Genomic DNA, 18,040 nt, shown 5'->3' with positions numbered 1-18,040 from the left:
AGTCCCCCCATTACCCCCGCAATTTGGATCGCATTGATTTCAGATAATAGGGTGCTTGTACCAAAACTCTGACAACTTGAAGAAAAAATTGGGAGGGAGAAAACCTCCCCCCAACCAAGCTATTTATTACACATCAAAATAGCTTGAGCGACTGTGTTTCCATTACTAATGTTAAGTGAACATAATCGTTCGCCTACAATTATTGTAAAACATAGAACAGTCACACAGATAACCGTAATGCCAAATAAGGTTATTTTCGTCAATTTCATTGACTCCTTTCGGAAAAGGAGACAAAATCAAGTTGTTGATGTTTGAGTCTGTCCCCGGATTTTATGAAAATAGAATTCGGGGCTTTTCTCTTTTTGGCTCTTACAAAATGCTTGAACCAAAATGATCCAAGCACCCGCCAATATAGTAACAGAAATTTCTCTATTCCCTATACCTTATCCGTAGTAAATAACAAATTTAAATCAATTAAAACAATACGTTACTCAACCTCGTGAAATAATTTCCTCTTGACTCAAGCGACAAAAAAAGACAAAATCAACCCGCTAAAACAAAGAAATTAACTTGTTTTATTTTCTTGACTCCTTACTTGAAAAAAAGATCCGCACCCACCTCTTTGTTTTGCACTCGCCCCAAATAAATTTATTTGGGGCTATCTTTTTTATATCAAATAGAAAAATAAAAAATCCCGAATACAAGTCTCCTCATATTCGGGATCATTATTACAACAATAAGTAAATCTTAAGATTTACTTATCTTTTTATGCATTTCTTGAACTGAGATAACACTTTCTGTAGGGTCCGCTGTTAATGACAGCGTTGTCGCAAATCCGCCATTTAATGTCGTGTCATAATGGACTTTATATCTTAATGCACTACGACGAATAATTTTAGAATCTTCAATGGCTTGGCGACCTGAAGTGGTATTGACAATATAGTCATACTCACCATTTTTAATTCTATCTTCAATATGCGGTCGTCCTTCATGAACTTTATTCACTAAACGTGGATTTATTCCCGCCTCACCTAATACAATGGCTGTACCATGTGTAGCATCTAATTCAAATCCACTTTTTAGTAATTTCGTTGCTAAATCAACAACTCGCTTTTTATCACCAGCACGCACAGAAAGAAGCGCTCTGCCTTTTTTCTTCATGGTAGAACTGCTGCCTAACATCGCTTTAGCAAAGGCTTGAGCAAAGGTTGCACCGACGCCCATCACTTCACCTGTTGAACGCATTTCAGGCCCTAAAATCGGATCAACACCTGCAAACTTATTGAAAGGTAAAACCACCTCTTTTACAGAGTAATAAGGTGGAATAACTTCCTTTGTAACTCCCTGCTCTTCAAGGCTTTGACCAATCATGACACGCGCAGCGACTTTCGCTAATGGCACACCTGTGGCTTTTGAGACAAAAGGAACAGTACGAGCAGCACGAGGATTGACTTCGATAAGATAAACATCGTTACCTTTCACCGCAAATTGTACGTTCATTAGCCCTTTGACTCCAAGCTCAAACGCAAGCTCACGGACTTGTTTACGCATCACATCTTGAATTTCTTGGCTTAGGGTATAAGCAGGCAATGAGCAAGCGGAGTCACCAGAGTGAACACCCGCTTGTTCGATATGCTCCATAATGCCACCAATCACGACTTGTTGACCGTCACAAACCGCATCAACATCGACTTCAATCGCATCATCAAGAAAACGGTCTAACAACACGGGAGCATCGTTTGACACACTAACCGCAGTTTGGAAATAGCGACGTAAATCAACTTCGTCATAAACAATTTCCATTGCGCGTCCACCAAGTACATAAGAAGGACGAACCACCAGCGGATAACCAATCAATTGTGCTTTTTCTACAGCCTCTTCTAACGCTGTTACAGTGGCATTTTCAGGCTGTTTAAGCTCTAATTTATCCACTGCTTTTTGGAAACGTTCACGATCTTCTGCTTTATCGATAGCATCAGGGCTTGTACCAATAACTGGCACGCCTTCAGCTTCTAGCGCTCTGGCTAGTTTTAGCGGAGTTTGTCCGCCGTATTGCACAATCACCCCTTTCGGTTTTTCAATACGCACAATTTCAAGTACATCTTCTAATGTGACGGGTTCAAAATAGAGTCTGTCAGAGGTGTCGTAATCTGTTGAAACCGTTTCTGGGTTACAGTTCACCATAATGGTTTCGTAACCGTCTTCACGCAGTGCTAGTGCCGCATGAACACAACAATAATCAAATTCAATTCCTTGACCGATACGGTTTGGCCCTCCACCTAAAATCATCACTTTTGGCTTATCTTGATGAGGGTTCGCCTCACACTCTTCTTCATAAGTCGAGTACATATAAGCGGTATCGGTGGCAAATTCTGCGGCACAAGTATCAACACGTTTATAGACAGGATGGAGTTGATATTGCTCACGTAATTGGCGAATAGCCTGTTCTTTTACATTGAGTACCTTAGCTAAACGCGCATCAGCAAAGCCTTTACGTTTTAACTGGCGTAAAAAATCTGCGGTTAAGCCTTTTAAGCCCACTTTTGCCACTTTTTCTTCAAGACGTACAATTTCTTCAATTTGCACTAAGAACCAGCGGTCAATATTAGTCAGATTAAACACGCCATCGACCGATAACCCTGCGCGGAAAGCATCTGCGATATACCAAATTCGGTCAGAACCCGCTTCTTTTAGTTCACGACGAATTTTCGTTAATGCTTCAGGATCATCTAAGTCAACTTTAGGATCAAAACCTGTTGCGCCAACTTCAAGACCACGTAACGCTTTTTGCATCGACTCTTGCTGTGTTCTACCTATCGCCATGACTTCCCCGACAGATTTCATTTGTGTTGTTAATCTGTCATTGGTTCCCGCAAACTTTTCAAAGTTAAAGCGAGGAATTTTTGTCACAACATAATCAATAGAAGGTTCGAAAGAAGCTGGCGTTCTCCCTCCAGTGATATCATTCATTAGCTCATCAAGGGTATAACCCACGGCTAATTTAGCGGCGATCTTTGCAATTGGGAAACCTGTTGCTTTAGATGCAAGCGCTGATGAACGAGAAACTCGAGGGTTCATTTCGATAACAATCAAGCGCCCGGTTTTAGGATCAACGGCAAACTGAACATTCGAACCGCCAGTTTCAACACCTATCTCACGTAATACTGCCATCGAGGCATTACGCATAATTTGATATTCTTTGTCGGTCAGTGTTTGTGCAGGTGCAACAGTGATGGAATCACCCGTATGAATGCCCATGGCATCAAAGTTTTCAATGGAGCAGACGATAATACAGTTGTCGTTTTTATCGCGTACCACTTCCATTTCATACTCTTTCCAACCAATTAATGATTCATCAATTAACAGTTCATTAGTGGGTGATAAATCTAAGCCTCGCGTACAGATTTCTTCAAATTCTTCACGATTATAGGCGATCCCGCCCCCGGTTCCGCCCATCGTGAATGAAGGGCGAATAATACAAGGGAAACCGACTTGTTCAGCAACGGCAAAAGCTTCTTCAAGATTATGAGCGATACCAGAACGAGCAGTATCTAAACCAATTTTTTTCATCGCTTTATCAAAGCGTTGTCTATCTTCTGCTTTATCAATTGCATCGGCTGTTGCACCAATCATGGTAACGCCAAATTCAGCCAAAACACCTTGGCGCTCTAACTCTAGCGCACAGTTCAGGGCTGTTTGCCCGCCCATTGTCGGTAACACTGCATCAGGACGCTCTTTTTCAATAATTTTTCTCACAACTTGCCAGTGAATAGGCTCGATGTACGTTGCATCGGCCATTTCAGGATCGGTCATAATGGTTGCAGGATTTGAATTTACCAAAACAACTCGATATCCCTCTTCACGTAGGGCTTTACATGCTTGAGCGCCTGAATAGTCAAATTCACACGCTTGTCCGATAACAATAGGCCCAGCACCTAAAATCAGGATTGTTTTGATATCTGTTCTTTTAGCCATTTTCTTTCGCTCCTGATTTATTTTGTTGTCACTGATTGCAGGTTTTGACGATATTGCGCGATAAGCTCGATAAAGTGATCAAAAAGAGGTGCCGCATCATGAGGGCCAGGACTGGCTTCTGGGTGGCCTTGGAAGCTGAATGCAGGTTTATCTGTGCGATGAATACCTTGTAAAGAACCATCAAATAGAGATTTATGTGTCACACGTAAACTGGCAGGCAGAGAGGTTTCATCAACGGCAAATCCATGATTTTGCGCTGTGATCATCACCGTATTTTTATCTAAATCTTTAACAGGATGATTACCACCGTGGTGACCAAATTTCATTTTGATGGTTTTTGCACCGCTAGCTAATGCTAATAGCTGATGTCCTAAACAGATACCAAATACCGGAATATCAGTGGTTAAAAAGGTTTGAATGGCGTTAATGGCATAATCACAGGGCTCTGGATCTCCGGGGCCATTCGAAAGGAAAATACCATCTGGCGAAAGGGCTAAAACATCTTGAGCTGACGTTTGAGCAGGTACAACAGTAACGCGACATCCTCTATCCACCAGCATACGTAAAATATTACGTTTTACACCGAAATCATACGCCACAATATGCAATGGCAACTCAGTCGCTAATTTAGCTTCTGGTAATTCATTCTCTAGCGTCCAACTTCCTTGAGTCCACTGGTAAGGCTGTTTCACTGTCACCGTTTTTGCTAAGTCCATTCCTTTTAAACCAGGAAATGATCTGGCCTTTTCGAGAGCTTGTTGAGCATCAAGATGATTGCCTGCGATAATGCAACCGTTTTGCGCGCCTTTTTCTCTCAGCAAACGCGTTAACTTACGTGTATCAATATCCGCAATCGCAACAATGTTATGACGTTTAAGATAATCAGATAACGTTTCTTCAGCACGATAGTTGCTCATCACTAATGGCAAGTCGCGAATAATTAAGCCTTGAGCATGGATTGTTTCTGATTCTTCGTCTGAACGATTAACGCCGGTATTGCCAATGTGGGGATAAGTGAGAGTAACAATTTGTTGGGAGTAAGAAGGGTCGGTTAATATTTCTTGGTAACCGGTCATTGAAGTATTAAAAACGACTTCACCGATGGCGGCGCCTTCTGCGCCAATCGACTTGCCGTGGAATTCGGTCCCATCTTCTAGAACCAGTATAGCTGATTTAATCAAAACGCCCTCCAGAGAATAATAAATCACATTTCATGCATATTAATTCAGATTTAAGACTCTAAATCAATGCCAAAAACATAAAATTGGGCAAATTTTTGGCAAATTGGGCGCATTCTAAAGATCGAACGAGCAGATGTCTAGAAAAAACACCTTTTTAATTAAAAAAATATCAGTCATTAGCAATTTAGTTAGCCAAGTGACAATTTATATAATCAATCTTACAAATTTAACCGTTTGCTTACCAAGATAATTTTAAATTAGAGTTTAAATAGGAAAAATAGATGATTTATTCTTTTTAGAGAGAAAAAAACAGAGAAAAAATAGAGATAAGATATAAAAATAAACCTTATAAAATAATTTATAAAACAAACATAAAAAAACTCATAATTATAAAAATAGTTATGAGTTTTCAATAAATTACATCTTTTTAAAAACTACAAATTTTCCAATGAAAGAACATCCTTCATATTATAAAGACCCGTTTTTTTGGATTTTAACCAAATAGCAGCCTTAACTGCGCCATTTGCAAATGTCATTCGGCTAGAAGCCTTGTGGCTTATCTCTACACGCTCACCAATATCGGCAAAAATTGCAGTATGTTCTCCCACAATATCACCTGCACGAATAGTGGCAAAACCAATGCTTTGAGGATCTCGCTCTCCAGTATGTCCTACACGTTCATAAACTGCGCACTCTTTAAGATCACGGCCTAACGCATCTGCAATAGATTCTCCCATTGCTAATGCTGTGCCTGATGGTGCATCAACTTTATGACGATGGTGCGCTTCTACAATTTCAATATCACTGTAAGAACCCATCACTTTCGCCGCTTTTTCAAGTAATTTAAGCACCAAGTTAACACCAACACTAAAGTTAGCAGCAAACACTATTGGGATCATTTTGGCGGCATTTTCAATGGCTTTTTTACCTTCATCATCAAAGCCTGTCGTACCAATAATCATGCCTTTTTTCTGTTCTACGCAAAATGCAATATGAGAAAGCGTGCCTTCAGGGCGTGTAAAATCAATTAACACATCAAATTCACTCGCTTGAGACAGCAAGTTATCGGTGATTGTGACACCAATATGCCCAATACCCGCTAATTCTCCAGCATCAGCACCAATCAATGAAGAATTAGTACGCTCAAAAGCAGCACCTAAAACGGTTCCTTCTTGTTGAGAAATTGCCTGAATTAATTGGCGCCCCATACGACCACCCGCACCAACAACGGCAAGACGAAGTTCTTTTGCAGACATAACTCAATTTCTCCTTAACAATACTTATTGTCTCTATTTATTGTTTACAGATTAACGATGTCATCCACTTGATGCCAGCATTTAACGTTCGAGATAAGAAAAACACACAAAACCGTAGTCATTATCAGTAAAAGAGATGAACAGCATGATTATTCATTTAACTTTACTTTATACATAAAAAAAGCAGAGTCATTCACTCTGCTTTTTAAATTCACTATCACATTTAAGTGAGATTATTCGATAACTTTATAATCTAGGCGAAGCTCTTTAGGCACTTCAAAAACAATATTTTCTTCACGCCCTGATAATTCAATCACGTCATCAGCACCAAAGGTTTTTAAACGTTCTAATACTTGTTGAACCAAAATATCTGGTGCTGAAGCCCCTGCTGTAACGCCAACAATATTTGCATTAGCCACCCATGACTCATCAATATCTTCAAAGCTATCGATCAGATAAGAAGGCTTACCTGCACGCTGTGCAAGCTCCGCTAAGCGATTAGAGTTTGATGAGTTCTTAGAGCCAACGACAAATACAACATCCGCTTTTTCAGCAAGCTCTCTTGCGGCTTCTTGGCGATTGGTTGTTGCGTAGCAGATATCATCTTTGCGAGGCCCAATAATTTTGGGGAAGCGTGCATTTAAAGCATCAATCACTTCAGATGTATCATCAACAGAAAGCGTTGTTTGGGTCATAAAGCAAAGATTATCTTCATCTTTGACTTCTAATTTCCACACATCAGCAGGCGACTCAACTAAATACATTCCCCCCTCAGGGTTGTTGTATTGCCCCATAGTGCCTTCAACTTCAGGGTGTCCTGCATGACCTATTAAGATAGCTTCTTTGCCTTTACGGCTCGCTCTTGCCACTTCCATATGCACTTTGGTTACGAGTGGACAAGTTGCATCATAAAGCATTGTTAAATTACGTGAGCGAGCTTCTTGACGAATAGCTTGAGAAACACCATGAGCTGAAAAAATTAAAATCGCGTTATCGGGTACTTCTGAAATTTCTTCAATAAAGATAGCACCTCGTTCACGTAAGTCGTTAACGACATAGCGGTTATGAACGACCTCGTGACGAACATAAATAGGTGCGCCATAGATTTCCAGAGCGCGGTCAACAATGCTGATAGCTCGGTCAACACCCGCACAAAAGCCTCGTGGGTTAGCCAGCAGTATTTGCATGTGTTGTTTCCTCCTCAGGATTGATGCTGACAACTTCAATATCAAATGTCACTTCTTCTGACGCTAACGGATGATTAAAATCAACAGTTACAGAATCTTCAGTGACATCTCTTACAATGCCTGGCATTTCACTGCCATTCATTGCTGTAAATAGCATGATAGTGCCAGCCTCAGGCACACCAGACTCTGCGAAGTCAGAAGGCATAAAGTATTGGATCAAGTCAGGATTGTATTTACCAAAAAGATGTTCACCCGCAAGCGTAAAAGTTTTTTTATCTCCCGTTGATAATCCCAATAATTCAGCTTCTAAGGCTGGCGATAAACTTTCATCACCTAAACGAAAAAGAGCGGGTTTACCATGCGCTTGTGTAGATTCAGCAACAGAGCCATCTGCTAACTTTAAAGTGAAATTCAGCAACACTGCGCTGTCGTTGAGTACCTGCATAACCATACTAATACCTTCTATTAAGCGTAACCCCCGCCATAAGGCAGGGGTTATTTTAGTTAACTTCTTGTCTGATTACTTTTGCTTTTTTGTATCTTGAGGACTGACATTTTTATCAGGGAAAAAGCTCTCAATAATGATAAGCCCTGCACCGATACAAATCCCCATATCAGCAATATTAAAGGTAGGCCAATGCCAATCTCCAATATAAACATCAAGAAAATCGATGACAAACCCGTGGATCAGACGATCAGAGAGATTACCCAATGCTCCGCCAATAATTAGCGCATAAGCAACGTTACTTAGCTTAGCGCTCGCTTTGTTTTTATACATCATTACCAATAAAGTAATGCAGATTGCCAATGCAATCAGTGCAAAAAACCAACGTTGCCATCCTCCTTTATCTGCTAAAAAGCTAAAGGCAGCACCATAGTTATGGGCGTAAGTGAAGTTGAAAAAAGGCATCACGGCAACAGATTCATACAGACGAAATGTCTGCATGAAATACTGTTTCGTTCCTAAATCCAACACCACTACGGCGACGGCTAGCCATAGCCAGCGTAAACCTGTAGAGCAAAGTGTTTTCTTCATTAATTAAGCAAACTTACGTTCTTCACCGTTACCGGCTACGTTAGTAACACAGCGTCCGCATAATTCAGCGTGTTCCGCTACTTGACCGATATCTGTCGCATAATGCCAGCAACGAGGGCATTTTTCGCCGTCTGCTTTGTTAAAGGCGATTTTTAAACCCGCCATATCAGAAGCTAATGCTGTTTCTGGCGCTTCATTAATATCTGCCACTTTCGCTTGAGAAGTTAATAAAACAAAACGCAATTCGTTACCTAACGCATTTAACTTATCTGCTAAAGCTTTATCTGCATACAGAGTTACTGATGCTTCTAAAGAGCCACGCAGTTGTTTATCTGTGCGTGCTTGCTCTAATACTTTGTTGACTTCACCACGAACGGCAAGTAATTCAGCCCAGTAGTCATCATTTAAGGTTTCTGACGCATCTAAGCCAAATAAATCGGTATACCATTCTTCAGTTAAGACATATTTTGCACGTTCGCCTGGTAACTCATTCCAGATCTCATCTGCTGTGAATGACATAACTGGCGCCATCCAACGAACTAATGCTTCACAGATATGGAATAACGCTGTTTGGCAACTACGACGAGCAACGCTATCGCTTTTCGCAGTGTACTGTCTGTCTTTGATGATATCTAAGTAGAAAGAACCCATTTCTACTGAACAGAACTGCATTAAGCGTTGAATAACATTATGGAAATCGTAATTTTCATAGTGTTTTAAGATATCAGCTTGTGCTGCTTTCGCACGACCTACTGCCCAGCGATCTAACGTGACCATCTCTTCTGGCTTAACTTGGTGTTTTGCAGGATCAAAACCGTTTAAGTTCGCTAAGAAGAAACGTGCAGTATTACGAATACGGCGATAAGTATCAGCCGAGCGTTTTAAGATTTCATCAGATACGGCGATTTCACCAGTGTAATCTGTTGATGCAACCCATAAACGTAGGATATCAGCACCCAGCTTATCCATTACATCTTGTGGACTTACTGTGTTACCGATGGATTTAGACATTTTACGGCCTTGTCCATCTACGGTAAAACCGTGTGTTAAAACTTCACGGTAAGGCGCTTTGCCTTTGATTGCAGTCGAGATCATCAGTGAAGACATAAACCAACCACGATGTTGGTCAGAGCCTTCTAAGTACATATCTGCTGAATTGCCGTGGAATTCAGGACGCGCATCAACCACTGTTGAGTGTGTTGATCCTGAATCGAACCAAACATCCAGTGTATCTGGCGTTTTCATGTAATCGTCAGCTTCATCACCCAACACTTCACGGATATCTAAATCCCACCATGCTTGAATACCGCTGACTTCAACACGTTTTGCGACTTCTTCCATCAACTCTAAAGTACGTGGATGTGGCTCTTGAGTCTCTTTGTGAACAAACAGAGACATTGGCGTGCCCCAAGTACGTTGACGAGAAATACACCAGTCAGGGCGGTTTTCAACCATTGATTCAATACGTGCTTGACCCCAATCAGGGATCCATTTAACACCTTTGATCTCTTTTAATGATTGCTGACGTAAACCGTTTTTATCCATGCCAATAAACCATTGTGGTGTAGCACGGAAAATAACTGGCGTTTTATGTCTCCAGCAACATGGGTAACTGTGTTGCATGGCTTCGTGATGTAACAGAGCACCTTTTTCTTTTAACAGCTCAACAATGACATCATTTGCTTTGAAAACAAAAACGCCATCTAATGCTGGATAAGTGCCCGGCAAGTAACAACCATTAGGCCCAACAGGATTTGCCACTTCTAAACCGTATTTTTGACCGACAACAAAGTCATCAGGGCCGTGGCCTGGTGCAGTATGCACAGCACCTGTACCCGCTTCTAAAGTAACGTGATCACCTAAAATTGCTGGTACATCAAAGCCCATAAATGGATGATTAAAGCGCAATAACTCTAAATCAGCACCTTTGCATTCGCCTAAAACAGCCCAGCTTGTTACGCCAATTCGCTTCATTACGCCTTCAACAAGATCAGCGGCTAAAATCACGCATTCATCGTTAAAAGAGACTAATGCGTAATTAAATTCAGCATTTAATGCGATAGCGCGGTTAGCAGGTAATGTCCAAGGCGTTGTTGTCCAGATAACCAAAGAAATAGGCTTATCTGTTACTGCATGGAATTTTGCGGCAACGGCGTTTGGATCAACGGCGGTGAAACGCACATCAATCGACGGTGAAGTTTTATCGTAATATTCAACTTCAGCTTCTGCCAGCGATGAACCACACGCAGTACACCAGTGAACAGGTTTAGCCCCTTTTAACAGGTGACCATTTGCGATGATACGCGCTAACGCACGAATAGTGTTCGCTTCGGTTTTGTAATCCATAGTGAGATAAGGTTTTTCCCAATCTCCTAGAACACCTAAACGAATAAAATCTTTTTTCTGTGCTTCAATTTGCTCGTAAGCATACTTACGGCATTCCTCGCGGAATTGCGCTGCAGATATTTTCTCTCCTGGTTTACCTACGATTTGTTCAACTTTTAGTTCGATAGGTAATCCGTGACAATCCCATCCTGGAATGTACGGAGAATCAAAGCCTGACAGCCCTTTGGATTTAATAATAATATCTTTGAGAATTTTGTTTACTGAGTGACCAATATGAATATTGCCGTTGGCGTATGGAGGGCCATCGTGCAAAATAAATGTTTTCTTACCACTTTTAGCCTGACGAATTGCTTGATACAAACCTTCTTTGTACCAACGTGATAACATCTCTGGCTCGCGCTTTGCTAAATCCCCGCGCATAGGGAACCCTGTTTCTGGTAAGTTCAGGGTATTTTTATAGTCACTCATTCGATTCTCAGTTCCAATTTTCCGCTAGTTTATGACTCCGACCGCTGCGATAAAAAATCCCTAGCAGTAGCCACATCATCTGCGATTTGCTGCTTCAATGCATCCAATGATGCAAATCGCTGTTCATTACGTAATTTCTTTCGTAACACAACATCAATACGACGTCCATATAAATCCATATTAACGTCGATTAAATGCACTTCTAATTGTACGCCCTTCCCTTGTACAGTAGGACGACTTCCGATATTTGCCACACCGGGTAAAGGTGATTGATTATCTGATAAATAGACATCAACGGCATAAACGCCTTTAACTGGTGCAACTAAGCGTTTCATAGGAATATTGGCTGTCGGAAAACCAATGGTTCTACCCAATTCATTACCATGAACAACACGCCCACAAACGCTGTAAGGGTGTCCTAGTAGTGATTCAGCAAGATCTAAATCATCATTGAGCAACGCTTCTCGTACCGCAGTGCTACTGATACGCAATCCTTTATCGCAATAACTTTCAGTATTAGCGACTTCAAATCCATATCTAACACCGGCTTGTTGTAAAAAATGGAAATCACCTTCACGATTTTTGCCAAAGCGAAAATCATCACCAATAGCAAGAAACTTCACCCCTAATTTATTCACCAACAGTGATGAAACAAATTCTTCCGGTGTTTGTGCCGCAAATTGTTTATCAAATTTGACACACAAAAGGTAATCAATACCACATTCAGCTAAATACTTAATCTTGTCTCGTAAACGAGTCAGACGTGCTGGTGCCTTTTCTGGTAAAAAGAACTCAAGTGGCTGAGGCTCAAATGTCATCACAACCGTGGGTAATCCTCGCTGCGATGCCTCTTGCTTCAAGTGTTTCAATAATGCCTGATGGCCTCTATGGACACCATCAAAATTCCCAATTGTCAGAACGCAACCGTGGTGTAGCGCTCTAATATTTTGTATACCGCGAATTAGCTCCATAACTGGCTCAATACCGTGGAAATTATTGGATTATACCTTGTCAAAGGCTTGAGAGTAACCCAATATATCAATGTTTATTGATGAGTAATATCTCGACAAGTCGATTCACTGTTATTCTTAAATTTGATTGCTCACATCAAACAAAAAATGGACTATCACTCACTTCTTGGTTATAAAATCGCATAAAATCAAGCATAGATCCTATTAGAATCTATTATTTATTACTCATATACACGATTTTGATGATTTTTTCACTCAAAAGACTGTATTCTACCCGTCTTAACTGATAAAATCTTGCGCCATCACAACGAAACAAGTGTCGCGTACAACGACGCTAATTTTGTATAAATCCATTGACAAACTTAGGTTGAAAAGGCATATTCCTTCACCTTTGTATTTGTCCTCGCTAGAATATATTTGGGAGTTGGAACTTGGCTAATATCAAATCAGCTAAGAAACGTGCGGTTCAGTCTGAAAAGCGTCGTCAGCACAACGCAAGCCGTCGTTCTATGATGCGTACTTACATCAAAAAAGTATACGCAGCAGTTGCTTCAGGTGATAAAGAAGCAGCACAAAAAGCATTTAATGACATGCAACCAATTGTTGACCGTCAGGCAACTAAAGGCTTAATTCACAAGAATAAAGCTGCACGTCATAAAGCTAATCTGCAAGCACAAATCAAAGCAATGTAATATTGCTTTCTTGTGTTATAAAAAACCGGCTTATGCCGGTTTTTTATTTTCTACTTTTTAACCGCAAACACTTTATGGGTTTACAACGCTCTTTTTATCTCCATTAAAGAGTTCTGAAAAATCAGTATTACAAACACGTTGAACCGCTGGATGTTGGATCATTCTCTCTGCAAAAATCGCGTAGTACTCTTCTTTTACCGTATCAAGCTTCCCAATCTCTTCGATATTACTATGAGCAAAAGTTTCGTCGGTATACAGTGAAGGCGCGACAAAGATAGCATTATAATTTAAGCCGAATGCTTTCATTAATGCCGCATCATCAAACTCACCCAATATTTCTACTTGCAGGTTTTTATTACGTATCCACGTTAATAAATGGCGACCTAACATATATCTACGCCCTGGAATGAGGAGCTTTCGCTCTTCTAAACATTCAGGAAACGGCTTTTCAGGAAGCGGATGACTGCAAAAAAAGCTCATATTACATTCGCCAAGTTTTACAGAGAACAGACCTTCTTGTTGTGACGAATCCACGGGGCAATCTGATAAGATCATATCCAGCTTATGCTGACTTAATTGTTCTAGTAATAGTTCATGAGTAGATTCAAAACAACGCAAATGGATTTGCTCATTATCAATGACAGCCGTTTCTAATACGCGACTGACTAATTGTTTTGATAACGCATCAGCAACACCGACATCAAACAGTAAATTCGACTCACGACTGTAGTTGACGATATCCAGCATTTCTTGGCTGAGCATAAACATTTTATCGGCATAACGAAAAATGAGCTGACCCAATTCTGAAGGAACTAATCCTCTTCCTTGGCGTTTAAATAACTTGCCACCCAATCTTTCTTCTAATGCTTTAATTTGCCCTGTAATTGTCTGAGGTGTCAGATACAGCGCTTGCGCTGCACCCACAACAGAGCCTTCTTTACACACATGCCAAAAATAATAAAGATGGTTAAAATTGAGATGTGACACCCGCATAGTTATCTTCCTTTCAACTTCTGTGCTTCATACACAGACTATGTAATAACGCATTAGTTTGCGATTGGCTTTCCTTGCACCCAATCCTCATAAAAACACCTACGGCACAATACACTGTATTGCACCGTAGGTTTAAATATATAGCTCGGTATTTATTGTGTTGAGAAACTCAAATCCGTAATAAATTTCCCTATATTGACTTTGTCTTTAACTTCGGTAAAACAGAATGAAGTAACAAATATCCCACAACAGCGGCTACTGTTGAACCGACTAAAATACCAAGTTTAGCGTAGGTATTATAAGCTTCATCCGCGCCATCAAATGCTAACCCTGCGATAAAGATAGACATAGTAAAACCGATACCACATAGCACAGATACTGCAAATATTTGCTTAAGATTAATCGCATCTGGTAATTTTGCAATGCCTAGTTTTACCGAAACCCAACTAAAGAGGAAAATTCCAATCGGCTTACCTAAAAATAGGCCTAACGCGATACCTAACGGTAAGGCAGATAACATGCCATCAAGCGTTACGCCATTTAAAGAAACCCCTGCGTTACTAAATGCAAACAGCGGTAAAATAAAATAGGCAACCCAAGGGTGTAGCACATGCTCTAATTCTTCAGAAGGAGAATCACCTTCTTTATTTCTTAATGGGATGAGGAATCCAACAATCACACCTGCAATCGTTGCATGAATACCTGATTTTAAAATACACACCCACAAGATGAACCCTAGAATTAAATAAGCAGCCGTATTACCCACTTTACGCCAGTTCATTATGCCCAGAGCAATCACGATTAAACCTGCCAAAGCGAGAGGCATTAATGCAATACTCTTTGAATAAAAGAGCGCAATAATGACTATCACACCTAAGTCATCAATGATAGCTAACGCTAACAAAAAGACTTTTAACTCGACAGGAACACGCTTACCCAGTAACGCCATAACCCCCAGTGCAAAAGCAATATCAGTTGCCGCTGGAATTGCCCAACCTTGCTGTCCAATTGCGTCCGCATGATTAAACATCAAATAAATCAATGCGGGTGCTAACATACCACCTACTGCGGCTATCGCAGGGAAAATGGCTCTATCACGCTGAGCCAAAGAGCCTTCTTTTAATTCACGTTTAACTTCCAATCCGACTACTAAGAAAAAGATCGCCATTAAGGCATCATTTACCCAAAGTAATAATGGTTTATCAAGTTCGAATGCACCGAATTTGATCATAATTGGAATAGATAAAAACTCATTATACAAAGCACTTAGAGGTGTATTCGCCATAATCAATGCGATAATAGCAGCAATAATCAGAAGAATACCGCCTGATGCCTCTAATCTCAAAAATTGTCTAATAATTGCCGTCATAATATTAACCTCAAAATTACTAATTTTGTTAATAATATGCTAATTATGAATTCGTAAAAAACAGATTATTTATGGATAATAAATCGATATTTCCGAAATAAAGAGAAAATATCAAGAAAAACAAAGCAAATAATCGTCGTCAATCAACAAAATATCGAAAAAAATAGAATAAAAGTAGATTTATAAAAGTTATTTTTATCATATTGATTTAATAATACTTTATTTAAAAAACAATAAAAATAAGCATCTAATTTAATAATTAACACCAATCAACAAAATAGATCAAAAGTATCAATTTTTCTTATCTACATAAATAATGCTAATGTTATTCTTCATATTAAAATATACCCCGCAATTATAAATAAAAAGAAAATGTTGCATGTTTCACTATTTAACCATTGTGTTATTGTCCTATAGATAGTGAATACTCTCGTTACATTAAGGTTTCTATCAATATGTCGATTACTGTTTTTATTGCCGTTTTATTTGCTGCTATCTTTCATGCATGTTGGAATGCATTAGTTAAAGTAGGTAGTGATCGATTTTTAGGGATCTCGTTACTGACTTTTTTTTCGGGTGCTGTAACTCTACCCGCCCTGTTTTGGGTTGGGCTCCCTGATGTCGGTGCTTGGAAATGGCTTATTCTTTCTGTTTTATTTCATATTGGTTACACACTCTCTTTAAGTCGCTGTTATACCCTAGCTGACTTTAATCAGGTCTACCCTATCTCTCGTGGCAGTGCGCCATTAATGACTGCTTTTCTTGGTTTTTTTCTCTTCCATGAAACACTACCTATTGCTGGGCTCATTGGCATTTTATTTATCATTTTGGGTATTATCCTTATCTCACGTAGTAGAAAAATAGCAGAGTTTAATTTACGTAAAGATGCACTCTTTTTTGCGCTACTTACCGCATTATTTACCGCAAGTTATACCCTATCTGATGGTAATGGCTCTCGTGTAGGTGAAACACCGTTTGCTTATATTTTATGGCTCTTCTTTTTAAATGGCATCGCAATGTATTTACTTGCTTGGCTTCGTTATCGCCAACATTTAAAAACCAAGATAAAGGATTATTGGAAGCCAGCTTTCTTTGGTGGCGTGATGCAATTGGTAAGTTATGGCATAGTGATATGGGCGATGAGTCATGCCTCTATTGTGCTTGTCGCTGCACTAAGGGAAACCAGCGTGTTATTTGCCATGATCTTATCTGTTTATCTGTTAAAAGAGCAATTTAACCGTAAACAGCTATTGGCGTGTTTAGTGATTTTAGCCGGTATTGTCGCTATCAAGATGGGATAGAACAAAACATAATTCAAATAAAAAAGCCTGATGACAGAATTTATCATCAGGCCTTTTGAAGGTGATAAGAAAAATTATTTGGTTAAATCATCAAAGAATTTTTTCACACCATCTAAGAAGCTTTTAGAACGAGGGGTATTTTTCTCACCACTCTTGCCACCGAATGATTCACCCAGTTGTTGCATTAACTCTTTTTGTTTCTCATTCAGTTTGACGGGTGTTTCAACCACAACGCGACACATTAAGTCACCAATACTACTACTGCGTACTGATTTAACGCCCTTGCCTTTCATGCGGAACATTTTTCCAGTTTGTGTTTCTGCTGGAATTTTAAGTTTCACACGGCCATCAAGTGTTGGGACTTCAATCTCGCCACCTAAAGCAGCAATGGCGAAGTTGATAGGAACTTCACAGTAAAGATTATTGCCATCACGTTCAAAAATATGATGTTGGCGAACATGAACCTGTACGTATAAATCGCCTGCTGGCGCGCCGTTTTCACCTGCTTCACCTTCACCACTTAAGCGAATACGGTCACCAGTATCAACACCGGCTGGAATTTTGACAGACAGCGTTTTAGAGCGTTCAACACGACCATCACCATGACATTTAGAACAAGGCTCTTTGATCACTTTACCGCGACCATGACAAGTTGGACATGCTTGCTGTACAGTGAAGAAACCTTGACGTAAATGAACCTGACCAGCGCCATGACAAGTAGAACAGGTTTCTGCTGATGTGCCTTCTTTAGCACCGCTACCATGGCATTTGTCACATGTTTCCAGTGTTGGTATACGAATTTCTTTAGTGACGCCACGAACCGCTTCTTCAAGCGTTAGATCCATGTTGTATTGTAAGTCAGAACCACGCGCTGCACGTTGTTGACGACGACCACCGCCAAAAATATCGCCAAATACATCACCAAAGATATCACCAAAGTCAGCACCACCGCCGAAGCCGCCGCCACCTTGACCACCAAATCCACCCTGTTCAAACGCAGCATGACCATATTGATCATAAGCAGCACGTTTTTGAGCATCACTTAAGATCTCATAGGCTTCTTTGATTTCTTTGAATTTTGCTTCTGACTCTTTATCACCTTGATTACGGTCTGGGTGATATTTCATTGCTAAACGCTTATATGCGCGTTTAATTTCTTTTTCGTCGGCAGTTTTACTTAAACCGAGTACTTCGTAAAAATCTCTTTTCGCCATTCTAGATTACCCTTGACATAAGCACACGGGCGTTGAGTTTCCTCGACGCCC

14 protein-coding genes are annotated in these 18,040 nt (G+C 40.2%); 2 read left to right on the top strand and 12 right to left on the bottom strand.

Translation table 11 applies throughout. The annotated features are described in order from the left end of the window. Window positions 1–119: 119 nt before the first annotated feature. The 9 genes from JEP71_RS06975 to ribF form a co-directional block, all read right to left on the bottom strand. The gene (locus JEP71_RS06975; RefSeq protein ID WP_425036539.1) at window positions 120–269 is read right to left on the bottom strand and encodes a Hok/Gef family protein; all 150 of its coding nucleotides are present in this window, start codon (window positions 267–269) and stop codon (window positions 120–122) included. A gap of 478 nt (window positions 270–747) precedes the next feature. Then, a complete protein-coding gene (gene carB / locus JEP71_RS06970) occupies window positions 748–3,975 on the bottom strand; it encodes a carbamoyl-phosphate synthase large subunit (protein WP_198625966.1) in 3,228 nt (1,075 codons plus the stop codon). A 17-nt stretch (window positions 3,976–3,992) separates the two neighbouring features. Continuing rightward, on the bottom strand, window positions 3,993–5,156 hold the full coding sequence (gene carA / locus JEP71_RS06965; RefSeq protein ID WP_198619315.1) for a glutamine-hydrolyzing carbamoyl-phosphate synthase small subunit: 1,164 nt from the start codon (window positions 5,154–5,156) through the stop codon (window positions 3,993–3,995). Window positions 5,157–5,590: 434 nt separating this feature from the next. After that, window positions 5,591–6,412 (bottom strand): 4-hydroxy-tetrahydrodipicolinate reductase, encoded by an 822-nt coding sequence (gene dapB, locus JEP71_RS06960; protein WP_198619314.1) that lies wholly within the window; start codon window positions 6,410–6,412, stop codon window positions 5,591–5,593. A 233-nt stretch (window positions 6,413–6,645) separates the two neighbouring features. Next, window positions 6,646–7,599 (bottom strand): 4-hydroxy-3-methylbut-2-enyl diphosphate reductase, encoded by a 954-nt coding sequence (ispH, locus tag JEP71_RS06955; RefSeq protein ID WP_109371829.1) that lies wholly within the window; start codon window positions 7,597–7,599, stop codon window positions 6,646–6,648. Continuing rightward, on the bottom strand, window positions 7,580–8,050 hold the full coding sequence (gene fkpB, locus JEP71_RS06950) for an FKBP-type peptidyl-prolyl cis-trans isomerase (protein WP_075673711.1): 471 nt from the start codon (window positions 8,048–8,050) through the stop codon (window positions 7,580–7,582). Before fkpB ends, ispH begins: the two co-directional genes overlap by 20 nt. A 69-nt stretch (window positions 8,051–8,119) precedes the next feature. Continuing rightward, complete coding sequence (gene lspA, locus JEP71_RS06945; protein WP_109371833.1) at window positions 8,120–8,635, bottom strand: signal peptidase II; 516 nt, start codon at window positions 8,633–8,635, stop codon at window positions 8,120–8,122. A 3-nt stretch (window positions 8,636–8,638) separates the two neighbouring features. Further along, window positions 8,639–11,449: an isoleucine--tRNA ligase gene (gene ileS / locus JEP71_RS06940; RefSeq protein ID WP_198625965.1), complete on the bottom strand. Its 2,811-nt coding sequence runs from the start codon at window positions 11,447–11,449 to the stop codon at window positions 8,639–8,641. A 29-nt stretch (window positions 11,450–11,478) separates the two neighbouring features. Then, the gene (gene ribF, locus JEP71_RS06935; protein WP_198619312.1) at window positions 11,479–12,420 is read right to left on the bottom strand and encodes a bifunctional riboflavin kinase/FAD synthetase; all 942 of its coding nucleotides are present in this window, start codon (window positions 12,418–12,420) and stop codon (window positions 11,479–11,481) included. Window positions 12,421–12,851: 431 nt separating this feature from the next. Between ribF and rpsT the strand changes: the two genes are divergently transcribed. After that, complete coding sequence (gene rpsT / locus JEP71_RS06930) at window positions 12,852–13,112, top strand: 30S ribosomal protein S20 (RefSeq protein WP_004248964.1); 261 nt, start codon at window positions 12,852–12,854, stop codon at window positions 13,110–13,112. A gap of 72 nt (window positions 13,113–13,184) precedes the next feature. On the opposite strand, the gene nhaR is transcribed toward rpsT, so the two are convergent. Then, window positions 13,185–14,105: a transcriptional activator NhaR gene (gene nhaR, locus JEP71_RS06925; protein ID WP_196532344.1), complete on the bottom strand. Its 921-nt coding sequence runs from the start codon at window positions 14,103–14,105 to the stop codon at window positions 13,185–13,187. Window positions 14,106–14,295: 190 nt separating this feature from the next. After that, entirely contained in the window at window positions 14,296–15,474 is a 1,179-nt protein-coding gene (gene nhaA / locus JEP71_RS06920; RefSeq protein ID WP_196532345.1) for a Na+/H+ antiporter NhaA, read from the bottom strand. 455 nt (window positions 15,475–15,929) lie between these two features. Here nhaA and JEP71_RS06915 point away from each other — a divergent pair, with 455 nt between their 5' ends. After that, complete coding sequence (locus tag JEP71_RS06915; RefSeq protein ID WP_196532346.1) at window positions 15,930–16,775, top strand: DMT family transporter; 846 nt, start codon at window positions 15,930–15,932, stop codon at window positions 16,773–16,775. A gap of 74 nt (window positions 16,776–16,849) precedes the next feature. Here JEP71_RS06915 and dnaJ read toward each other — a convergent pair whose 3' ends face one another. Beyond that, complete coding sequence (dnaJ, locus tag JEP71_RS06910; RefSeq protein WP_196532347.1) at window positions 16,850–17,989, bottom strand: molecular chaperone DnaJ; 1,140 nt, start codon at window positions 17,987–17,989, stop codon at window positions 16,850–16,852. Window positions 17,990–18,040: the final 51 nt, after the last annotated feature.

This window comes from Proteus sp. PR00224, from assembly GCF_016238105.1.
Taxonomy (GTDB): domain Bacteria; phylum Pseudomonadota; class Gammaproteobacteria; order Enterobacterales; family Enterobacteriaceae; genus Proteus.
Note: the sequence above shows the minus strand (reverse complement) of the source record. Positions and strands in the feature narration are given on the sequence as shown.